Source organism: Robbsia sp. KACC 23696, from assembly GCF_039852015.1.
Taxonomy (GTDB): domain Bacteria; phylum Pseudomonadota; class Gammaproteobacteria; order Burkholderiales; family Burkholderiaceae; genus Robbsia.
Genome location: NZ_CP156626.1, coordinates 392,528 through 413,872, shown reverse-complemented (window position 1 = coordinate 413,872; position 21,345 = coordinate 392,528). Strand labels below are relative to the sequence as shown.

Sequence of the window (21,345 nt, the reverse complement as noted above, 5' to 3'; positions counted from 1 at the left end):
CGAAGGAGAACGCGGAAAAAAGTCACCGTTTTCGAAAACGAGCGTAGAAAAAACCGTCATGATCCGCGTCGGCCCCGGATGCCGCGACATGCGGCGTCAACTGCCCGGGGGCATCCAATCGTACCGCATCTTGGCAGGCGCCTTCAAACCAACGTGCCTGCTCCTCGCCTTCCTCCGGGAAAATCGAACACGTGACATAGAGCAACTCGCCGCCCGATGCCACGGTCTTCCATAATGCGTTCAGGATGCGACGCTGCGTCTGGACCAGGGCCGCGATATCGGTCGAGCGACGCAACCAGCGAATATCCGGATGCCGACGCACGATCCCCGATGCCGAACATGGCACATCGGCCAAGACGCGATCGAAGGGCTCGCCATCCCACCAATCGTCGAGACGGGCGGCATCCCCGATACGGACATCGGCCTGAAGCCCAAGCCGTTGCAGATTCTCGGTGATGCGTGGCGCGCGACTCGCATCGCTTTCCAGCGCGACCAACGAAATGTCGGCCAACTCCAGCAGATGACCGGTCTTGCCGCCCGGTGCCGCGCAAGCATCCAGTACACGCATCCCGTCTTTGACATCCAGCAGCAGCGCCGCTTGCTGTGCCCCTGCATCCTGCACGGAAACAATCCCTTGCGCAAAGCCTGGCAAACGGCCAACCGGCAATGCCCGCGCCAAACGCACCCCACACGGTTCCACGGTGAACGCGGGTATGCCGGCTTCGGTCAGCGTATGGAGATACGTTTCCGGTGTCGCATGGCGTGCATTGACGCGAAGGGTCATCGGCGCGGCTTTGTTTCCAGCCTCGAGGATGGCCTCCCACTTAGTCGGCCAGGCGCGTCGCACCGCATCGATCCACCATTCCGGATAGCGCCATCGGGCGACCGGCTGATTCGCTAGGCGCTGCAGAAGGGACTCTGCCTCGCGAAGGAAGGTGCGCAACACGGCATTGACCATCCCGCGCGCAAAAAGCGTGTCCTCCGCAGCCGCGGCCGCGCGAACCGCCTGATCGACGACGGTATGCGCGGCATAGGGCGCGGCGCGAAGCGCGGGAGCGGCGTGCGGCGCCGCATCGGCTTCCGTCGCGCTCTGCGACGCGTCGCTCGTCGACGTCGGCGTACTGGTCTCGACGGCGGCGACCAATAAGGTCAGCGCACACGTTAGTAGATCTCGCACCGATGGCGCAGGCGGTTTCGAGACCATCTCGGCAATCAAGGCGTCGGTGAGACCCAAAGCGCGGATGGACCGATACGCGATGTCCTGCGATGCCCCGCGCCAATCGCCTGTCGCGTGCTCGGTCGATGCGCTCGATCGTGCCGACACATCGCCCCGGGCCTGAAATGCCGCCTGGAGCGCTGCGGGCAAGGCGACGCCCTGCCGTACGGCACCTACCGCACTGGCGGCGACATCGAGCGCGAATGCCAGCGAATCTGCCGGCAAGCCTTGCGCGTGAACTTGCCGCACTTCCATCTGCGGCACCGCGGCGGGAGCATGGGGGCGTTTGGACGCAGGCGATTGCGCCGCAGCGCGCGGCTTGCCTGCGGCGTTTGGCTTACCTGAGACACTCGGCTTGCCAGCGGCGCTCGGCTTACGAAAAGGAGGCGACACGCCAGAAACGTTCGGCTTGCTCGTGGCATGCGAATCGCCGCTCCTGGCGGATTGACCGGCTGCAGGGGCAGCGCCAGCCCCACGCGGCGGCGCGGTCGTTGCGCCAGGCCTACGCGGGCCACCGGGCCGTCCTTGGCTTGACGTGCCAGGCTTGGACGACCGGCTAGGGCCGCCGCGATCTGCTTTGTTTGCGTCGGCGAGCCGGTCGGACCGGACACCAAGCGTCTTACGTGCAGGTCGTGGCGAGGCGGGAGAACGTTCGGTCATCGGGAGCCGCGATCTATGATGCTGAAACCGCGCATTCTACTCCGGTCCCCGACACCCGTACCCCCGACCTGCTGAGACCACGTCGCCAGTCCGAGTTATCGACCAGCGATCTCAGGCGGGATATTGACCCGTCTGCGCCATATGCATCAACTTCGCGACCCGCTCTTCGGTCGCGGGATGCGTCGAGAAAAGCTTCGCTACGGAGCTACCGGACAGCGGATTCATGATCATCATTTGTGCCGTCGCCGGATGCGCTTCGGCGGTCTGGAACGGCACGCCACTAGCGTAGTGATGGATCTTTTCGAGCGCCGATGCCAACGCCGTCGGATCGCCGGAAATTTCCGCACCGCCCCGGTCGGCCTCGAATTCACGGGCACGTGAGATGGCCATTTGAATCAACGACGCCGCGATCGGCGCGAGGATGGCCACCGCGATCGAGGCGATCGGGTTCGCCGGCCGCCCCTGTTCGTCCCGCCCCCCGAAGAACATCGCGAAATTGGCCAACGCCGAGATCGCGCCCGCCATCGTCGCGGAAATCGTCGAAATCAGGATGTCCCGATGCTTCACGTGCGCCAACTCATGCGCCATGACCCCGCGCATCTCCCGCTCGGATAGCACGCGCAGGATGCCCGTGGTCGCCGCTACCGCCGCATGCTCGGGATTACGCCCGGTGGCGAAGGCGTTTGGCGCATCCTCGTTAATCAGATAGACGCGGGGCATCGGCAGCTGTGCGCGACTCGCCAGCTCGCGGACCATCCGATAGAACTGCGGGGCCGTCGATTCATCGACCTCCTGGGCGTTGTACATGCGCAACACCATGGAGTCCGAGAACCAATATGAGAAGAAATTCATCCCCAAGGCAATCACGACGGCAATCGCCATGCCGCGCTGCCCGCCGATCAAGCCGCCCACCACGACGAATAGCGCCGTGATGCCCGCCATCAATGCGGCCGTCTTCACCCAGTTGAACATGGTTCCGCTCCGAAATTCACGCCCCGCGGGCGCTCGCTGCCGTGTCGGCAGGACAGGCACAAACCTGCCTATCACCGACATCCGGCTCCGTCATTGTAAGGTTATTGTTAGATATGGACGAAACGGAAAATTTCAATCCTGCCGATCGCGCGACCGGGAGCAGATGAACGGCGTCGGCCTGGGACTGCTCAGCGCGTGACCAATGCCAGGCGCACGCCCAATCCAACAAATAGGCTGCCGACGGCGCGATCGACCCAGCGCTTGATTTGCGGATTTGCCTCGACGCGACGCGTCAAACTGCCGGCCACGACCGCCAGCCCCGTATTCCACACCAGCGATATCGAAATAAAGACGAGGCCGAGCGCCAGAAAGGCAAGACGCTTGTCGCCCAGCCCTGGCTCGACAAACTGGGGGAAGAAGGCGACGAAGAACAGCACGACCTTCGGATTCAACAGATTCGTCACGAAGCCTTGCCAGAAAAGTCGCCGCACCGAGACAGCCGCGCCGCGGTCGGCAACCGCCGGCGAGGCAGGGGACGTCGCACCGACGCTCATCAGTTCGGCCGCGCCGCGGCGCGTATCGGCGGTCGGCGACGCCGATGTGGTCGCGCTAGCTCGCGCGGCCTGACGCGTGATCAACATGCGGATGCCCAACCAGATCAAGTAGGCCGCACCGACCCACTTGACGATTGTGAAGGCTTGCACCGATGCCGCTAGCAACGCCGCGAGTCCCAGCACCGTCAGCGACAGATGGACACAGCAACCGGTGATGATCCCGAGCGCGGACGCCAGCCCGGCGCGCTGGCCGTCGCTGACGCTCCGCGCGACGATGAAAGCGGAGTCCGGCCCCGGCGTCACCGACAAGGCGATGCATGAAAGAACAAACAATGAGAAATGGGTGATGCCGAACATGAAACCTCCACGGACGCAGCGCAAAGCCGGCTGGTCAATGCAATTCTACGACGTGCCCGACGGCGCGGCAATTCAGCCATTCGGCTGACTACCGTGACGTGGCAGCGTCGCTTACGATGGGTCGACTTCGAATCGCTGACCGATGGAGATTGGAAACCCCGTGAGAAATTCGCGAATTCCCAAGCGTTTGCCGCCGGGCTTCTGGCAGGCCAGCAATCGCAGCGCCTGTTGGGCACCGCACGCAACGACCACCCCTGAGGCGTCCGACTGTAGGACGGTGCCCGGCAGTGCGGTTGCGCTTTCGGCGGGGCGCGCCGCAGGTTCGGCGGACCACACTTTCAGCGTCGCCCCATCGCGTACCGTAGAGGCGCCCGGAAAGGGATCAAAGGCAAGGATCTGGCGGGTCAGCGCATGAGCGTCCTTCCGCCAATCCAGGGCACTTTCCGTCTTCGCGATCTTCTCGGCGTAGGTCACCCCCGCCTCGGGCTGGGGCGTCGCCGCCAAGTGTCCGTCCCGCTCCAACGCGATCAAGGCCGCGACAATGGCGGCCGCACCGGCGTCGGCCAAGGCATCGTGGAGCAGCGCGGTCGTGGTACGCGGCCCGATCGGCACAGTGACGCCCGAGATCATCGCGCCGGTATCGAGCCCCGCGTCCATCTGCATCAATGTGACGCCGGTCTCGGCATCGCCCGCTTCGATCGCGCGCTGAATGGGCGCCGCGCCGCGCCATCGCGGCAGCAGCGAGGCGTGAATATTGATGCAGCCATGCGGCGGCAGGTCCAATACCCATTGCGGGAGGATCAAGCCGTAGGCCGCAACCACCATGACATCGTGCGGCGTCTCGCGCAGCAGTGCTTCGGCAGACGCGGCTTCGTCGGGATAACGGCCATCGAGTCGCAACGACGTCGGCTGCGCCACTGGCACGCCACGCGCCAGTGCTTCGCGCTTCACGGCGCTGGGACTCAACTTCATGCCGCGTCCGGCGGGACGATCCGGCTGCGTCAACACGAGCGGCACGACAAAGCCCGCGTCGCAAATGGCAGCCAGCGCTTGCGCCGCGAATTCGGGCGTCCCGGCAAAGATCACGCGCAACGCACGCGTGCCGGCCGCAACGGCGCCACCCAAGGCCATTGCCTTCGGAGAGCCGGACGTCGGCACTTGACCGACATCCCCTGAAGCGAGGGAAGGAGACGTTTGAGACATGGAACAGGCATCCGGGCAACGTAAAACGGGCACATCGCCCAGGGAACACGCGAGCGTGACGTCAGGCGTTCGCGGCCTGCTTCTTCAACTTGGTGCGAACCCGATTCTGCTTCATCGGCGACAGATACTCGACAAAGACCTTGCCGAGCAGGTGATCCATCTCGTGCTGGATGCAAATGGCCAGGAGACCTTCTGCTTCGATCTCACGCAATTGGCCGTTTTCGTCCAACGCCTTCACGCGCACGCGTTCCGCACGCTCGACATTGTCATAGATGCCGGGAACGGACAGACAACCCTCTTCGTTCAGTTTGCGTTCGTCGCTCGCCCAAACAATTTCGGGATTGATCAGCACGAGGAGGTCGTCACGCGCCTCGGAGACGTCGATCGTAATGACCCGCTCGTGCACGTCGATCTGCGTCGCCGCCAAGCCGACGCCCGGCGCGTCGTACATCGTCTCGGCCATATCGCGGGCGAGAGTCTTGATCCGGTCGTCGACGACCGCAACCGGCTTCGCCACTTTGTGCAGTCGCTTGTCCGGGTATTTCAATATATTCAACAACGCCATGATGTCATCTGCCTCAGCAACGCCTTCACCGGCCGGTCTATCGACTCCGTATTGGACGGTCTGTGGCCCCGCGTCAACTATCGCGTTATTCAGACCTTGATACAGACCGCGGTGCGCGCTTTTTGCTCGCCTTTCGAATCATTCAGTTTACCATGCCGCCCGTCGCATTCATGCAACAGGCCTAGGGGGGACGCGGTCTGCGAGCATCATGCCGCCCAGCATCCCCCGGTCCCGTGGCGCAAAGGAAACACGACACCGCTAAAGCGAAATCGACATCGCCGAAAAGCCATCAGTGTCACCAAGGGGCGATCCTGATGCGCAGAGAACCACGATCACCCTCGGCCCCGAATCGAACGGATCCGGCATTCGGGAATGGCTGGCGTCCGGACTCGCTCGAATGCACGCGAATCCCTCGCATCGACACAGACCAGACCGCAATCGCGCCCCACGATGCGGTCGCCCATCACACGAGCGACGTTCAGCTCGCCGCCTGGCTCGATGTCGCGGCGCTCACGCTGCAACATCGGCGCGCATTTGCGGTGGACTGCCGTCGACTACTGGCACTGCCCGGCGAAAAAGCTCCGGAACCGCCCGATGACGACAGCGCACGTGGAACGGGCGAAGCGGGTGACAGCAGTGCACAGGCGATCGCTTTACGCTGCGCCGCGGCCGCGGATTTCGCGCGGGAATGGCTTGCACGGAACGGACTACCCTCATCGTATCGACGCGAACCGCCAATGGATCTCCTCTCGGAGGCGCAGGAGCAGGGACAGTACGGTAAGACCCGCGTGGCGGCGCTACGCGAGTGGTTGCGTGTGCCGAATCGGCATCTATTGACCTTGCTGGACCACCATTACCCCACGCGCCTACGCCATTTGGACGATCCGCCGCCAGTGCTCTATCTACAAGGGGCGATCGAATGGGTGCATCGCCCGATGCTCGCGATCGTCGGCAGTCGACGCGCAACCGCCCAAGGATATGAATCGGCCGCTTTCCTCGCTGCCGAGCTGGCCGGGCGCGGCTGGTCGATCGTTTCTGGACTGGCGGACGGGATCGATGCCGCCGCGCATCGGGCGGCCTTGTCCCGCAGGTCGCATCGCCCCACGCAGGACCGAACGGCCCTCGGCCAGCCCGCGATTCCGAACGGGTGTCCGCCCTTCGATACCCGCTCAGACGAACCCGCGTCGCGGGACGCGAGCACCATCGCGGTGATCGGGACAGGGATCGATCAGACCTACCCCGCATCGAATACGGCCTTACGGGATGCCATCGCCCGACACGGGGCGATCCTGTCGGAATGGCCGCTGGGCACGCCGCCGAAAGCCGCGCATTTTCCGCAGCGCAATCGGCTGATCGCCGCATTGGCGCAGGGTGTCGTGGTCGTCGAGGCGGCGCTGCGGTCTGGCTCCCTGATCACGGCGCGGCTGGCGAACGAACTGGGCCGCGAGGTCTTCGCCCTCCCAGGGTCGATCTTTTCCCCGCAAGCGCGAGGATGCCATGCGCTGATTAAGGACGGAGCGACGCTCGTAGAGACCGTCGACGATATCCTCGACGGTCTGCCGCCGCACGCCGCAGCGGACAGCCAACCGGGCAACACCCTGGCGACCTCAGCCTCGGACGCCGCACCAGCACCAGCACCAGCACCCGCCTCCGGCACGGCGGCCACGTCCCTCGTGCCGGCGCGCGCGACGACACGGCTCGGCGCATCGACCGTGCCGGCATCCGTCGCGCAAGCGCGTCCGCCCCACGCCGCGCACGTCCATGCGCCCCCTGATGCGCCAGAGGAAGAACTGGTCCTCGTCGCATTGGGACACGACGCCGTCGCCCTCGATGTGGTCTGCGCACGCACGGGCCTGCCCGCCAGCACGGTAGCCGCGCGCCTCGCCGCCTATGAGATCGATGGCCTGGTCTCCAGCGTCGGCGGACGCTTCACGCGCCTGCAGGCTCGGGTACCGCGCACGATGCCGAGGAACGTGCTGAAATCAACGTTGAGCGAGGAGTACGCCCGAGGAACGGTCAAGGGGCCAATTCGGGCGTCCACGGGAAACGTGGTAGAGTCGGCGGCAGATTCCGCCCCACGAGAGACCGAGGCAGACGAGCGTGTTATTCGACCTGGACAACCCTGACGACGAGTCGTCGATCCGCAAGCGGCTCGACGACGGCGCGGCCTTAGTGGCCTGCCTTTGCGCGCAATGGTGTGGTTCGTGCCGAGAATACCGCGATGTGTTCACGGAACTGGCACGCCAGTTCCCGCAGTATTGTTTCTTGTGGGTCGACGTAGAGAACCAGGCGGACCGCGTGGATGTATTCGATGTGGAGAATTTCCCCACGATCGTGATTGAAGACGCGGTCACGACGCGTTTCGCCGGAACGCTGCTGCCGCAACGCGGTATCCTCGAACGGCTATTGAACGAAGTGCCGCAGTTGCCGGGAAATGGCGCCGAGCCGCTGTTGCGCGCCGCCCTGGAAGCCTGAAAACGGGCGCCGGCGGCGCGACGCGGCGGGCCTCCCGGCGCGGTCTCCGGCCGCGACGACCGGCCCGCGGTTTAGGCACAAGTCGCAAAGAAGATGCAGTGGCGACTGTTTTGGTCACCGCTGCTTATGTTATAAAGCGTCGAAATGGTGTGACCCCATGCCGTCGCGGTACCGGTATCCTGCGTCCCGGCGCAGCCTCCCCGGGTCAGCCCTGTATACAGAATAGCGTCCATCATGTCCAAAGCTCTGATCATTGCCGAGAAACCATCCGTCGCGAACGACATCGCTCGCGCGCTAGGCGGCTTCACGAAGCATGATGAGTATTTCGAGTCCGATGACTTCGTCCTGTCGTCGGCCGTCGGCCATTTGCTCGAAATTGCCGCGCCCGAGGAATACGACGTCAAACGCGGCAAATGGAGCTTCGCGCACCTGCCGGTGATTCCGCCCCACTTCGATCTGAATCCGATCGCCAAGACCGAATCGCGACTCAAGGTGCTGTCGCGATTGATCCGGCGCAAGGACGTGGACCGCCTGATCAATGCCTGTGACGCGGGGCGGGAAGGCGAACTGATCTTCCGCTACATCGCGCAACACGCGAAGGCGAAGCAGCCGGTTCAACGACTCTGGCTGCAGTCGATGACACAAGGCGCGATCCGCGACGGCTTTGCCCGCCTGCGCACCGACGAAGACATGATGCCGTTGGCCGATGCCGCACGCTGCCGATCCGAAGCGGACTGGCTCGTCGGCATCAACGGCACCCGCGCCATGACCGCCTTCAACAGCAAGGGCGGTGGCTTCTTCCTGACCACCGTCGGTCGCGTGCAGACGCCGACGCTGTCGATCGTCGCGGAGCGCGAGGAAAAAATTCGCCGCTTCGTGCCGCGCGACTATTGGGAAGTGCACGCGGAATTTGTCTGCGCCGCCGGCTTCTACCAAGGCCGCTGGTTCGATCCGAAATTCAAGAAAGACGAATTCGACCCGGAACAACGCGATTCGCGACTCTGGAACCTCGCCGCGGCGGAATCGGTGGTGGCCGCCTGCCGCGAGCGCACCGGCACCGTCACGGAAGAATCCAAGCCGTCGACCCAAATGTCGCCGGCGCTGTTCGACCTGACCACGCTGCAACGGGAGGCCAACGGTCGCTTCGGCTTTTCGGCGAAGAATACGCTGGGGCTGGCGCAGGCACTGTATGAGCGTCACAAGGTCCTGACCTATCCGCGTACCGATGCGCGCGCGCTGCCGGAAGACTATATTCCGACGGTCAAGACGACGCTCGAGATGCTGAAGGAGGACAACAACTACCTGACGCACGCACGCAAGATCCTGGACCAAAGCTGGGTGAAGCCGAACAAGCGGATTTTCGACAACTCGAAAATCAGCGATCACTTCGCCATCATCCCGACCACGCAGCCGCCGAAGAATCTGTCCGAGCCGGAGCAGAAGCTGTACGACCTCGTGGTCAAGCGCTTCCTCGCCGTCTTCTTCCCGGCAGCCGAGTTCCAAGTCACGACGCGTGTCACCGAAGTCGCCGGTCACCGCTTCAAGACCGAGGGCAAGGTGCTCGTCTCGCCGGGCTGGCTGTCGATCTACGGCCGCGAAGCGCAGAGCGACGACGCGAACCTGGTCCCAGTGGCAAAAGACGAGAAGGTCAAGACCGACTCCGTCACCGCGCAAGGCCTGGTGACCAAGCCGCCGGCTCGTTACAACGAAGCAACGCTGCTGTCGGCGATGGAGGGCGCGGGAAAACTCGTGACCGACGACGATCTGCGCGAAGCGATGGCAGGCAAGGGTCTCGGCACGCCGGCCACGCGCGCGGCGATCATCGAAGGCTTGCTCGCGGAAAAGTACCTGATCCGCGAAGGGCGCGAGTTGATCCCCACCGCCAAGGCATTCCAGCTGACGACGCTGCTGCGCGGCCTCGATGTCAAGGAATTGACGCAGCCTGAGCTGACCGGCGAATGGGAACACAAGCTCTCGCAGATCGAAGGCGGCCAACTGAAGCGCGACGCGTTCATGCTTGAAATCGCGCAGATGACGCAGACCATCGTCAAGCGGGCAAAGGAATACGACTCGGACACCATTCCGGGCGATTACGCGACGCTGTCGACGCCGTGTCCGCATTGCGGCGGCGTCGTGAAGGAAAACTATCGCCGCTTCGCGTGTACGAAGTGCGAGTTCTCGATTTCCAAGATTCCGGGCGGCCGACAGTTCGAGATCGAGGAAGCCGAGGAACTGTTACGCGAAAAGCAGATCGGACCGTTGTCGGGCTTCCGCAGCAAAATGGGCCGCCCCTTCTCCGCTATCTTGAAATTGGCGGAAGACAGCGAGACGAAGAACTACAAGCTCGAATTCGACTTCGGCCAGGACAATGGCGAAGATGGTGGCGAACCGCCGGACTTCTCCGATCAGGAACCGGTAGGCGCCTGCCCGAAATGCGCAAGCCGTGTCTTCGAGCATGGCATGAGCTATGTTTGCGAGAAGTACGTCGCTCAGCCACGCGCATGCGATTTCCGCTCGGGCAAGGTCATTCTGCAACAGGAAATGACGCGCGATCAAATGGCGAAGCTACTGGGGCCGGACGGTCGAACCGATCTGCTGACGAACTTCAAGTCGTCCCGGACGGGGCGTAACTTCAAGGCCTTCCTGGTACGGCAGAAGGACGGTTCGGTCGGCTTCGAGTTTGAAAAGAAGGATCCGGCGGCCAAGAAGGGCGCGGCACGCAAGACGTCGGCAGGCGCAGCAGCGTCGGCAGAGAACGACGGAGAGGAAGGCGCGGTAGCGGCAGGATCAGCGGCAGCGAAAAAAGCACCGGCCAAGAAAGCAGCAGCGAAGAAGGCCGTAGCCAAGAAAGCGCCGGCGAAGAAAGCCGCCGCCAAGAAGGTCGCCGCGACAAAGACGGTGGCAGCCAAGCGCGCAACGAAGTCGGCGGCAACCAGCGACGTCGAGTAAGCGCCCGAATCATCGACGGCCCGAAAGGTCGTCGATGGTTCACAGATGCGTCCCGAAGACACGGCGCATCTGATGAAGACCCGGAACAAGCAGGGCCTTGATGCAATGCTTTACTGCGTGGAAGCCGCTTCCACGTGCATACGCAGCGCATTGAAGCTACTGCTCCCGGCGATCGTCGACGCAACCGCGGCAGCATTATCGGCGCCCGTGAGCGACGCCGGTAACGCCTGCAGCGGCGCGCCCCACTTCTCCGACGGCGGCGCCTCTTCGAAGTGTGCAACCAGATGATCGATGAACGTCCGCAACTTGGCGGGCATATATCGACGGCTCGGGTAGACGACATGAATGTCGATGGGGGCCAGTTGATAGTCCGTCAGCAATGGCATCAACGAGCCTGCAGCCAAATCGCGCCCGATCAGATAGCTCGGCAACACGGCAATGCCCAATCCACGCAAAGCGAACTGGCGCAGCATCTCATAATTATTCGCGAGTAAAACGCTGGCGGGACGCACACGCGTTTCCCCATCCGGTCCCTGGAAGACGTATTCATCCTCGGAGACCGACGGGTTCAACGTCACGCAGGCGCGACCGGCCAGCGTCGACGGATGCTCAACCTGGCCGTGATGCGCCAGATAATCCGGCGAGGCACATACGACCAGCGAGCCCGTCGTCAAACGTCGGCTGACGACACTGGCGCTACGAATATTGCGAGCGATCGCGATGCCGACGTCGAAACCCTCTTCCACCAGGTCCACACTGCGATCGACCAAGGTCACGTCCGGCACGACACGCGGATAGCGCCCCGTGTAGTCGGTCAGCACCTGACCCAGGTTGTGAATCCCAAAAACCACCGGTGCCACCAGTCGCAACGTACCGACCGGCTCCTGCGTGCGCTCGAGCACCATCTGCTCAGCGTCGTCGAGTTCTTCGAGAATTTGTTTCGCGCGTTCCAGATAGACTTGCCCGGCTTCCGTCAGGGACAAGCTCCGCGTCGTGCGGTTCATGAGGCGCGTACCCAGGCGTCCTTCTAAGTCCGCCACGTGGCGAGTCACCACCGCGTTGGACATGTCGAGCTGGGTCGCCGCCCGCGCGAAGCTGCCTAGATCGGCAACTTTGACAAACACGCGCATTGACTGCAATTGATCCATAACCACTCCGATTCAGCGTTGCGCAACGGATGCGTACGCGACGTATCCCGACGATGAATCGGAATACAAAGCGAATTGTCCTCCTTCGCGGCAAACTTTGCTTGATTTAACAAGCGACGGCCCGACACGACAAGCACCCGGTAAATCTTTCGTAACATTTCGTGCGTTTTTTGCATCGTATTGGGCGCACCATGGCATAGGCCGGAAGTGCCCCATCGACGACGCCAAAGTGGGACGAATACACGCCACCCGCTTTGACCATTCGCACGTCTTACGCCGGCAAGCGATGTGTTTGGGTCGCAAGCTTCGCGCCAACGCGGGTTTGTCCACCAACAGGTGATCGACCCTGGCCGACGGTAACGTCCACGCGCGAGAATTCGGTGGATTAGGGGCATTTCCGCGAGAAAAGACAGCGTGATCCAGTACTTTCAGCCCCTTTTACGCGCCTTGCGACACACTGCCATATCGCAACTTCATGTAAAAGAAGTTGAATGGATTGCAAATATCGGCATCAATTACGCATTCTTTGATCTGACAAACAGCGCCGCCACAGCGGCCCGACTATTAGGAGACTTAGTCTTGAAAATTGCGATCCTCGACGATTATCAGGACGCCGTGCGCAAACTCGACGCATTTGCTTTGTTGGCCGACCACACGGTTTCGGTCTACAACAACAGTGTGCGTGGAGTGGGACATCTGGCCAGCCGTCTGGCGGATAGCGAGGCCCTGGTATTGATTCGCGAACGTACGAAGATCACGAAGCTGCTGTTGGACAAGTTGCCGAAGTTGAAGGTCATCGCACAGACTGGACGGGTTGGCAGCCATATCGATCTGGAGGCTTGCACGGAGCGCGGTATCGCCGTGCTGGAAGGCAAGGGCTCGCCCACCGCGCCGGCGGAATTGACCTGGGCGCTGATCATGGCCGCGCAACGCCGGATCCCGCTGTACATCGCGAATCTCAAACAAGGTGCGTGGCAGCAGTCGGGACTGCGCGCCGCATCGATGCCACCCAATTTCGGCATCGGCCGCGTACTGAAAGGACAGACGCTCGGTATTTGGGGATACGGCAAGATCGGGCAACTTCTGGCCGGCTATGGTCGCGCGTTTGGGATGAACGTGCTTGTGTGGGGCCGTGAGCACTCACAGAGCGCGGCGCGTGCGGATGGCTTCGACGTTGCCTCGACAAAGGAAGCCCTGTTCGAACAGGCCGACGTCTTGACCGTCCATCTGCGCTTGAACGACGAGACGCAAGGCGTCATCTCGCTCGATGACTTGTCGCTGATGAAGCCCGATTCACTCTTTGTGAACACGAGCCGTGCAGAGTTGCTCGAAGAGAACGCGCTGATCACGGCGCTGCAACGCGGACGTCCCGGCATGGTAGCGGTTGACGTATTCGAATCGGAGCCGATCCTGCAAGGCAATGTCCTGATGCGGATGGAGAATGCGATCTGCACGCCGCATATCGGCTATGTCGAACGGCAAAGCTATGAGCTTTACTTCGACTATGCCTTCCGCGCCCTGCTCGACTTCGAACAAGGCGGGAGCGCAAACATCGTGAATCCCGACGCGCTGATGCGGCGCCGTTGATCAGGCATCGCACGACGGATCATCGCGTTATCAGACGGTCGATATCTCGATGACCGGTTCGCAGCGCACCGGGAAGTTCACCGAGTTCGCCAGAAAGCAGGCGTGATGCGCATCGTCATGAAGTGCCGCCGCAAGTGCAACATCGCCGCCTGCGCCAATCGTCACACGCGGCCGCAACGTTACGTCGGTGAAGCGACCGGGTTGGCGCAGCGAGCCTTCGTCCATTGCGCCCTCGGCATCATCGACATAGCCCGTGACGACGATGCCCTTGACGGCCGCGAAGTGTAGATACCAGAGCATGTGGCAACTGGCCAGCGAGGCGAGAAACAGATCTTCGGGATTGTGGCGCGCCGGGTTGCCGCGAAAGGCGGGATCGCTCGAACCCTCGATTGCCGCCTTGCCCGCCACGCGAATCAGATGATCGCGCGTATAGGCATCGTACGACGACGTCCCGCTTCCTTGGTCGCCGGTCCAAATGATTTGAGTGCGATAAGAATGGATGGTCATCGTCCGCTCGCAGAGGTGGGGAAATGCCATTGTCGCGCGATCGTTCGCTGCCGCGTTGCAGAAATCGCACAAGCGATGAAAACCTCGGCTCGCTGAAAATTTTTTGCGGAAGGACTTGCACACCTCGAAAATCATGTGCATAATCTCGCTTCTGTTGGGGCGTTAGCTCAGTTGGTAGAGCAGCGGACTCTTAATCCGTAGGTCGAGTGTTCGAGTCACTCACGCCCCACCAACCGAATTCAGCTGTAGAAAATCAAGCACTTACGCGAAAGCGTCGGTGCTTTTTTTTCGTCTGACGTGGGCGCGTGCGAATTCAAAAACTGGCCTTTGCCGGAAATCTGCCGGAGTTCGAGAATCCAGACCAAGCGAAATCAATCTTTCGAATGGAGTCTAGGAATGGCGTATATCAGCCAACGAGGCGCGTACTGGCGCGCTGAAATTCGACGGCGTGGGCACAAGCCGTTGTATCGGTCATTCGATACGAAGCATCTAGCACAGCAATGGGCCCGAAAAATAGAGTCCGAGATGGACAGTGGTGTGTTTATTGACCGAATCGAAGCGGAGCGGACAACCCTCCGCTCCGCGCTAGAAAGATACCGACGCGAGATAGTTCCCGAAAAGCGGCATCAATATCAAGAAAATCAGCGCATCGCTCGCTGGATTGATAATCCACTATCGCATCGTACATTGGCCAACCTACGCGGCTCTGATTTTGCCAAATATCGTGATGCTCGACGAGCCGATGGGAAAGCAGAAAATACGATTCGACTTGAACTTCAAGTGATAAGCCACCTTTTCGAAATAGCTCGGAAAGAGTGGGGAATGGAGGGTTTGTTAAATCCTCTATCAAACATACGCAAACCGTCAGGAAGTCAAACACGCGATCGTCGGCTGCGGCCTGGCGAGTTCGAGAAACTGTACGCCGCCTTGGCTTCGAGCACAAACGCATGGTCGGCACCCGCCTTCGAGCTTGCAATCGCCACAAGCCTCCGCCAAGGCAGCCTCTTCAGTATCCAATGGGAATGGCTAGATCTAAATAACCGTATACTGAGATTTCCGCCGGAAGCGCGTGGAGCAGATAACAAGAGCGTTCCCGCAGTGCTACCTTTGTCGAGGAGAGCCGTCGATGTCTTCCGTTATCTAGCAGCATTAGCCGAAGGACAAGAACGCCGACTGCATAGATCACAGTTTGGCCCCGCCGACGTTACGCCTCAATCGCTTCGTGGCAGGGTATTCAGAGCAACGACAAATGCAGTAGTGTGCGTATGGAAACGCGTGATTAAGGCAGCTAGCGCTGATGACCCGGAGCTATCGAGCCTGCGATGGCACGATCTCCGCCATGAAGCAGCATCCCGCTTTTTTGAAAAGGGCTTGCATCCGATGGAGGTCGCTTCGATTACGGGCCACCGGAGTATGCAAATGCTCAAACGCTACACTCATCTCAGACCGGAAAGCTTACTTGCTCGCTTGGACTGAACACAATCGATGCCCCTGGCCTTCGGATCAACGGATCCAAAGGCCGCGCTAAAGCATCTCCGCACTGGGCTTGAGGCTATCGAGCTCGAAGGGAGCGACCGCTATGAGCGCACCACGCGCATTCGATAAAGTACCAAACGAAAAATTTTTTGACAGCAGCAGTCAATGTAAAATGAAAGGCGACCAAAATTTCCGAAAAATATGCCGACTCAAGCCACCCCGACAGAAAAGGCAAATGCCAACCCCTCAAAGAGCTTTTTCATAAAGATGCTCACGAGGGACATCGATCTCGTCGACTGCGTACTAGATTTATTAGATAACTCAGTCGATGGCATCAGTGAGTTAGCTCGAAGAGGGGGGGTGACTCTTGACGCATCGAAGCCTCTCGAAGGATATAGGGTTGATATAACTTTCGATAGAGAGCATTTCCGAATTAGCGATCATTCTGGCGGCATCCCCATAAATATTGCCAGGGAATATGCTTTTAGATTTGGCCGCCCGGATGACGCCCCTGATCTAAACGATTCCTCTATAGGCCTTTATGGGATCGGCATGAAAAGGGCCTTCTTCAAAATGGGGAATCTTGTAAAAATCTCCAGCAGCACCGGCTCTGAATCTTTTAAACTCGATTTAGATGTGGAAGAGTGGCGCCGTGATGGGCAACTAGTTTTTGAGGCGGAAAAACCAGAAGGTGCCGATGCTCCAATATTAGATTGGTCCTTCGAACTTTCAGATATAAAACGGAATACTACTGATGTTCCTGTAGGGACCGTAATTGAGATACGCGATCTTTACGAAACAGTTTGGCGGCAATTCGACAATCCTATTTTCCGCGAACGAATGATAAAAATCATTTCTCGGGATTATGCCTTTATTTTAAGCAAAGGTCTGACCGTTTCGGTAAATGGAACCTCTATCGCGGCAATGATGCCTTCGTTCCGAACGAGCGACGCTATTTCTCCATTTCAACATGTTGAGGAGATAGACGGTGTACGTATTGAAGTAACGGCGGGTCTCGCTGACCCTCCACCTGACGACACTTCTGCGACTGCTCGCACACCGGACGTCGCAGTTTACGGATGGTATGTAGTTTGTAATGAGCGAGTAGTCGTCAGCGCAGACAAAAGTGCTGAAACCGGTTGGGGACTCAAGCCCGTACCTGCGTGGCACCCACAATTCATTGGATTTATGGGGGTCATTCGCTTTGAAAGTAGCGATCCTCGTAAACTTCCTTGGAAGACAACAAAGCGTGATGTTGAATCGAGTAACGTCTTTTTTCAACGCATGTTGCCCACAATGATGCGCGCAACCAAACGAATTACTGACTACACAAATGCACGGCGCGCGGAAGCTAAGCGCCTGAAACGGATCGAAAAAGCAGCTCCAGTGAAACCAGTGGAGAAAGTCTCGGTCAACAAAGCCGCCGTACTCCCCTCGATAACCGTAAGCGACGTCGTTATGGTCGAGTACGCTCGGGAAAAGAAAGATGTTGACGCAGCAGCCGAGGCGCTGGGTATTGTTGGATCTTCGCCGGCCGAAGTCGGGATCAGAACATTTGAGTATTTTCTATCGAGGGAGGTCGCTCGATGAGTAAGCGGTCCTTCGAATCCATAAACTACATGCTTCGTCCGAACAAAAATGTCGAACGAAAATTGATCGCGTCTACTCTATTAAGAATTCAGGCGGAATTCTCAATACGAGATTATCGATACGTTGGATTCGGCTCTATGTGGTTTAGCGACTTTATTCTTATGCACAAAATCGTTGGCATATCAGATATGGTGACGATTGAAGGCGAAATCAGTCGTAGTAAGAGAGTTGAATTTAACAAACCTTTTGGATGTATCAATGTCAAGATGGGGAAGGCGGAGACCGTGCTGGGTGACGTAATTGATGAAAAAAATAGCGTGGTTTGGCTCGATTATGATGGTCCACTGAAAAGCGCTTTGACTGGCGACCTGGAAATAGCGATTGGTGCAATGTCACCTGGAAGCATATTTCTTGTCTCGGTGAACGCAATGGTCGATCAACTCAAAGGGCATATTGTCGATGAAAGTCCTTTATCGCCTGCAGAATATTTAGCAGAAATATGCGATTCAGATTCCATGCTAAGCCAGGCCTCACGCTTGACGCGAAATGATTTTCCTTCTTTGGTTGCCGAAATTCTTCATGATCGCGTCAAGGCGACTATATTATCGTTAAAACCAGGTTGCGAATACCAACCTATCTGGACGTTTTCGTATGCGGATGAGGCGCAAATGCTGACGATCGGGGGAATGATCGTCGACAAGTCATCGGCAGAGCGTCTGGCCCGTACGAATGTATTCGATCTACCTTATGCTTCTCGCGACGCAATATTTGAGGTTTCGATCCCAGTCCTTACAGAAAAGGAGAAACGAGCTCTTGATCGACATTTACCAAGTGAAAATAAGATATTGGCAAAAAATCTCGATTTCGAATTAAAGCAAAAAGAAATAGATGCTTATCAGGCATTTTACCTAGAATATCCAGTCTTTAATGAACTTGTCGCATAAAAATATTCCCACCAAGTTGCAAAACATCAGCTTACCCCTTAACAGAGATTTAAATAAGTAATGGCGTTAGTCGATCTATTTTGCGGATCAGGAGGTTTTTCTCTTGGTGCACATCGCGCCGGATTCGAGGTGTCTGCGGCTTTTGATATTGATTCGATCCTAACATCATCATTTCAAAAGAATTTTCCTGGAACACGCCTAGCGCTAGCCGATGTATCGACCCTGACCGGCGAGCAAGTCAAAGCAATTGCGGGCAACGACATTGAGGGGATTTTCGGAGGCCCCCCATGCCAAGGCTTTAGTGAAATTGGACGAAAAGACGTAAATGATCCGCGACGGAAGTTACTAGGTCATTTTTTCCGGCTGGTGGCCGAATTACAACCAAGATTTTTTGTAATGGAGAATGTTCGTGGACTTGCCCATAGCGACGCCCGCGAGGTTTTAGAGGCAGCGTTAAATTTTGTCACGAACGACTATCAGATCCTAGGCCCTCTCATTTTAGATGCTGCTGATTTTGGTGCCGCGACTCGGAGACAGCGTCTTTTTGTAATTGGCGTGCGAAATGACCTGAAAACAGCAATAACTTTGGCAGATATCGAGGCATGGATGCGCCCAGCGGCTACCGTAGAAGCAGCATTATCTGATTTGTCGGGCGCCATTTATGTTGGCGACACTGACGGACTAGATACGTGGAGAATCGCGAAGAAAGGACCACCGCACGCCTACGCTCGTACCCTTCGATCTTTGACGGGACAGTTCACAAGCCACCGCATCGTGCAACATAAAGCCGAGATCTCCGCCCGATTTGCCAAAGTCCCTCCCGGAGGAACAGATGCTATCGGCAGACACCCTCGCTTATCGTGGCACGGGCAATGCCCAACACTCCGAGCGGGCACAGGTTCGGATCGGGGATCGTATCAAGCAGTTAGGCCATTGCATCCCGAAGAGCCTCGGGTAATTACGGTACGCGAAGCCGCACGGCTTCAAGGCTTCCCTGACGATCATGAATTTCATCCGACGACATGGCATAGCTTTCGAATGATCGGCAACAGCGTATCTCCAGTTATCGCAGAGGCAATATTTGGTGTGATAGCAGCGAAACTGGGGCGACTGGGGCGGAAACTAGTTGCCTGAAAGACGGTAGATTGCGTGCCTATGGAGCACCGCTCGTGGTCAATGTCACATACGGATACATCCCCGATTTCACCGTGCGGCGTGTAGCACATGCGGTAAGCGATCACCTCCGTCTGTTCATCGAAAAAATTGTCACGACACACGCGACACAGCTTTTCCGTAGAGAAAGCCCGGTGTCTTCAGCTTTGGCGTTTTCTGGGATAGTCACCTCGGCTATAAAAAGACCATACCATATAGCACAGAAAGGTTATGGCTTGAGAAGTCCCGAAAGAATATCGAATGCGATCAGTCAAATATATAAGCTTTTACACAACCCACTTACTACCGTCCCAGTCTGCGCTTTAAGGCCAAAGCAGAGCGCTCATTTTCCAAGATAGCACGTCTCGCGTGGTCGGGATTTGTTGCTTGTTCAATAGCGGTAATCTCCGACGTTAAGCGAGCCATTTGCATGGAAACAGAGTCACGCCACGACTCCCACACCAAAGCGCAATCTAAAAAAGGTACGTCACGCGACATGTTCTCGCCGCTCCGCGAGATATAGGCAAAAACGTCATCAAGAGCAACATTCGATCTATCGGTAGACTCTCTAACCTCCTCGATCAACGCAAACCATTGGCTTCCTGCGGACATGCTCCCCCTTTCGATTTTGATTGGCTTCAACGCAAGTCTTTACCTAAAACTACTTCTCCACACCCCATCGATCTAAGTTCGCGTTAACAACAGCAGCAACCTTACTCCTGTGCTCGGTTAGCTCCCGTACCAGCTCTTTCGCAAAAACGTCTGTCAGCGGATCACAATGGTATCGGCCCTCATTCATTTTTCGTACGAGTTGATTGAGATTTCTCCCGATTGAAGGGTAATCCCCCCATATTTAAAGCGAGGCGGAAGTAGCGGCTATGCTGCGGCCGCGAGCCGCTGTTTCGGTGTGAATCCACCGAGGCCCATGTTCGGCCGTTCGTGATTGTACTTCCACATCCATTCTGTCGCGAAGTGCTGAACGTGGGCGAGGTCCTTCCAATAATATTGAGAGAGCCATTCGTCGCGCACCGTTCGATTGAAGCGCTCCACATAGGCGTTTTGTTGCGGGTGGCCAGGCTGAATGTAATTCAAGGCAATGCCGCGCTTCTGCGCCCATGCAGTGATGACATCACTCAAATATTCCGGCCCGTTGTCACACCTGATCGCCAGCGGTTTGCCGCGCCATTCGATGATCTGATTGAGCGCTCGGATGACCCGCACTGATAGCAGCGAGAAGTTAATCTCAATGCCAAGCGCCTCACGATTAAAGTCGTCAATCACGTTAAAAAGCCGAATGCTTCGGCCGTCGGAAAGTCCATCGACCAGACCGCATTGGGCGTCAACGGTACGACAAGCCGATCAGGAACCTCCCGCACCAAGCGCTTGCGCGGTTTGATGCGTAGGTTCAATTCGAGTTCGCGATAGATGCGATAAACGCGCTTATGGTTCCACTCGAAGCCTTTGACGTTACGCAAATACAGGAAGCAAAGCCCGAACCCCCATGTCCTGTTGTTGTCCGTCAATCGCATCAGCCAATCGGCGATTTGCTCGTTCTCAACGTCGCGCTTGGGCTCGTAGCGATAGCACGTCTGGCTCACACCAAACGTCTCGCATGCAAGCCGAATCGATACACCTCGTCGCGCCACAGCATCCTTGGCCATCTCCCGGCGAGCAGATGGCCTCAATCTTTTTTTGCGAGTGCCTCCGAGATGATCTCAGCCTTGATCTTCTCTTCCACATACATCTTGCGCAGCCGGACATTCTCCGCCTCCAGCTCCTTCATACGGGCCATCAGCGACACGTCCATGCCGCCGTACTTCCCACGCCAGTTGTAGAAAGTGGCCGTGCTGCCCCCCAGTTCCCGGCAGATCTCCGGCACCGCAACCCCAGCCTCGGCACGTTTGAGCGCATCCATGATCTGGCTGTCTGTGAACTTCGACTTCTTCATGCTGTAGAACTCCCTTTGCTGGAATATTCTACTTTCACTCTC

Annotated in this window: 15 protein-coding genes, 1 tRNA gene and 1 pseudogene; 9 read left to right on the top strand and 8 right to left on the bottom strand. The window is 58.5% G+C overall.

The window, feature by feature from the left end; genetic code table 11:
* Positions 1 to 22: 22 nt before the first annotated feature.
* The 5 genes from rsmB to def all read right to left on the bottom strand — a co-directional run bounded on the left by rsmB (position 23) and on the right by def (position 5,527).
* Entirely contained in the window at positions 23 to 1,471 is a 1,449-nt protein-coding gene (rsmB, locus tag ABEG21_RS01630; RefSeq protein ID WP_347556572.1) for a 16S rRNA (cytosine(967)-C(5))-methyltransferase RsmB, read from the bottom strand.
* A gap of 516 nt (positions 1,472 to 1,987) precedes the next feature.
* Entirely contained in the window at positions 1,988 to 2,848 is an 861-nt protein-coding gene (gene htpX, locus ABEG21_RS01625; RefSeq protein ID WP_347555554.1) for a zinc metalloprotease HtpX, read from the bottom strand.
* Between the two features lie 188 nt (positions 2,849 to 3,036).
* Positions 3,037 to 3,759 (bottom strand): LysE family translocator, encoded by a 723-nt coding sequence (locus tag ABEG21_RS01620; protein ID WP_347555553.1) that lies wholly within the window; start codon positions 3,757 to 3,759, stop codon positions 3,037 to 3,039.
* A 111-nt stretch (positions 3,760 to 3,870) separates the two neighbouring features.
* Positions 3,871 to 4,890, bottom strand: coding sequence for a methionyl-tRNA formyltransferase (gene fmt / locus ABEG21_RS01615; RefSeq protein ID WP_347556571.1), 1,020 nt, complete (start codon positions 4,888 to 4,890; stop codon positions 3,871 to 3,873).
* Positions 4,891 to 5,023: 133 nt separating this feature from the next.
* Positions 5,024 to 5,527, bottom strand: a complete 504-nt coding sequence (gene def / locus ABEG21_RS01610; RefSeq protein WP_347555552.1) for a peptide deformylase — start codon at positions 5,525 to 5,527, stop codon at positions 5,024 to 5,026.
* Between the two features lie 314 nt (positions 5,528 to 5,841).
* Between def and ABEG21_RS01605 the strand changes: the two genes are divergently transcribed.
* From ABEG21_RS01605 to ABEG21_RS01595, 3 genes are all read left to right on the top strand, one after another.
* The gene (locus tag ABEG21_RS01605) at positions 5,842 to 7,653 is read left to right on the top strand and encodes a DNA-processing protein DprA (protein ID WP_347555551.1); all 1,812 of its coding nucleotides are present in this window, start codon (positions 5,842 to 5,844) and stop codon (positions 7,651 to 7,653) included.
* On the top strand, positions 7,640 to 8,002 hold the full coding sequence (locus tag ABEG21_RS01600; protein WP_347556570.1) for a thioredoxin family protein: 363 nt from the start codon (positions 7,640 to 7,642) through the stop codon (positions 8,000 to 8,002). The genes ABEG21_RS01605 and ABEG21_RS01600 overlap by 14 nt, the downstream gene beginning before the upstream one ends.
* 234 nt (positions 8,003 to 8,236) lie before the next feature.
* Entirely contained in the window at positions 8,237 to 10,951 is a 2,715-nt protein-coding gene (locus tag ABEG21_RS01595; protein ID WP_347555550.1) for a DNA topoisomerase III, read from the top strand.
* A 110-nt stretch (positions 10,952 to 11,061) separates the two neighbouring features.
* On the opposite strand, the gene ABEG21_RS01590 is transcribed toward ABEG21_RS01595, so the two are convergent.
* On the bottom strand, positions 11,062 to 12,099 hold the full coding sequence (locus tag ABEG21_RS01590; protein WP_347555549.1) for a LysR family transcriptional regulator: 1,038 nt from the start codon (positions 12,097 to 12,099) through the stop codon (positions 11,062 to 11,064).
* 579 nt (positions 12,100 to 12,678) lie between these two features.
* Between ABEG21_RS01590 and ABEG21_RS01585 the strand changes: the two genes are divergently transcribed.
* Entirely contained in the window at positions 12,679 to 13,686 is a 1,008-nt protein-coding gene (locus ABEG21_RS01585) for a D-2-hydroxyacid dehydrogenase family protein (protein WP_347555548.1), read from the top strand.
* Positions 13,687 to 13,716: 30 nt separating this feature from the next.
* Here the strand turns inward: ABEG21_RS01585 and ABEG21_RS01580 are convergent, their stop codons facing one another.
* A complete protein-coding gene (locus tag ABEG21_RS01580) occupies positions 13,717 to 14,223 on the bottom strand; it encodes an OsmC family protein (RefSeq protein WP_347555547.1) in 507 nt (168 codons plus the stop codon).
* 126 nt (positions 14,224 to 14,349) lie between these two features.
* Between ABEG21_RS01580 and ABEG21_RS01575 the strand changes: the two genes are divergently transcribed.
* From ABEG21_RS01575 to ABEG21_RS01555, 5 genes are all read left to right on the top strand, one after another.
* Positions 14,350 to 14,425: transfer RNA gene (locus tag ABEG21_RS01575), tRNA-Lys, on the top strand.
* A 164-nt stretch (positions 14,426 to 14,589) separates the two neighbouring features.
* On the top strand, positions 14,590 to 15,669 hold the full coding sequence (locus ABEG21_RS01570; protein WP_347555546.1) for a site-specific integrase: 1,080 nt from the start codon (positions 14,590 to 14,592) through the stop codon (positions 15,667 to 15,669).
* A 201-nt stretch (positions 15,670 to 15,870) separates the two neighbouring features.
* On the top strand, positions 15,871 to 17,259 hold the full coding sequence (locus tag ABEG21_RS01565; protein ID WP_347555545.1) for an ATP-binding protein: 1,389 nt from the start codon (positions 15,871 to 15,873) through the stop codon (positions 17,257 to 17,259).
* On the top strand, positions 17,256 to 18,203 hold the full coding sequence (locus tag ABEG21_RS01560; protein ID WP_347555544.1) for an O-methyltransferase: 948 nt from the start codon (positions 17,256 to 17,258) through the stop codon (positions 18,201 to 18,203). The genes ABEG21_RS01565 and ABEG21_RS01560 overlap by 4 nt, the downstream gene beginning before the upstream one ends.
* 60 nt (positions 18,204 to 18,263) lie before the next feature.
* On the top strand, positions 18,264 to 19,337 hold the full coding sequence (locus ABEG21_RS01555; protein WP_347555543.1) for a DNA cytosine methyltransferase: 1,074 nt from the start codon (positions 18,264 to 18,266) through the stop codon (positions 19,335 to 19,337).
* A gap of 894 nt (positions 19,338 to 20,231) precedes the next feature.
* Here ABEG21_RS01555 and ABEG21_RS01550 read toward each other — a convergent pair.
* Positions 20,232 to 21,303 (bottom strand): annotated as a pseudogene (locus ABEG21_RS01550) (IS3 family transposase).
* Positions 21,304 to 21,345: the final 42 nt, after the last annotated feature.

Coding starts and splice junctions, on each gene's coding strand:
- rsmB (WP_347556572.1), bottom strand. CDS start 1,471: ATGGAAGTGCGGCAAGTTCACGCGCAAGGCTTGCCGGCAGATTCGCTG.
- htpX (WP_347555554.1), bottom strand. CDS start 2,848: ATGTTCAACTGGGTGAAGACGGCCGCATTGATGGCGGGCATCACGGCG.
- ABEG21_RS01620 (WP_347555553.1), bottom strand. CDS start 3,759: ATGTTCGGCATCACCCATTTCTCATTGTTTGTTCTTTCATGCATCGCC.
- fmt (WP_347556571.1), bottom strand. CDS start 4,890: ATGGCCTTGGGTGGCGCCGTTGCGGCCGGCACGCGTGCGTTGCGCGTG.
- def (WP_347555552.1), bottom strand. CDS start 5,527: ATGGCGTTGTTGAATATATTGAAATACCCGGACAAGCGACTGCACAAA.
- ABEG21_RS01605 (WP_347555551.1), top strand. CDS start 5,842: ATGCGCAGAGAACCACGATCACCCTCGGCCCCGAATCGAACGGATCCG.
- ABEG21_RS01595 (WP_347555550.1), top strand. CDS start 8,237: ATGTCCAAAGCTCTGATCATTGCCGAGAAACCATCCGTCGCGAACGAC.
- ABEG21_RS01590 (WP_347555549.1), bottom strand. CDS start 12,099: ATGGATCAATTGCAGTCAATGCGCGTGTTTGTCAAAGTTGCCGATCTA.
- ABEG21_RS01580 (WP_347555547.1), bottom strand. CDS start 14,223: ATGGCATTTCCCCACCTCTGCGAGCGGACGATGACCATCCATTCTTAT.
- ABEG21_RS01570 (WP_347555546.1), top strand. CDS start 14,590: ATGGCGTATATCAGCCAACGAGGCGCGTACTGGCGCGCTGAAATTCGA.
- ABEG21_RS01565 (WP_347555545.1), top strand. CDS start 15,871: ATGCCGACTCAAGCCACCCCGACAGAAAAGGCAAATGCCAACCCCTCA.
- ABEG21_RS01560 (WP_347555544.1), top strand. CDS start 17,256: ATGAGTAAGCGGTCCTTCGAATCCATAAACTACATGCTTCGTCCGAAC.
- ABEG21_RS01555 (WP_347555543.1), top strand. CDS start 18,264: ATGGCGTTAGTCGATCTATTTTGCGGATCAGGAGGTTTTTCTCTTGGT.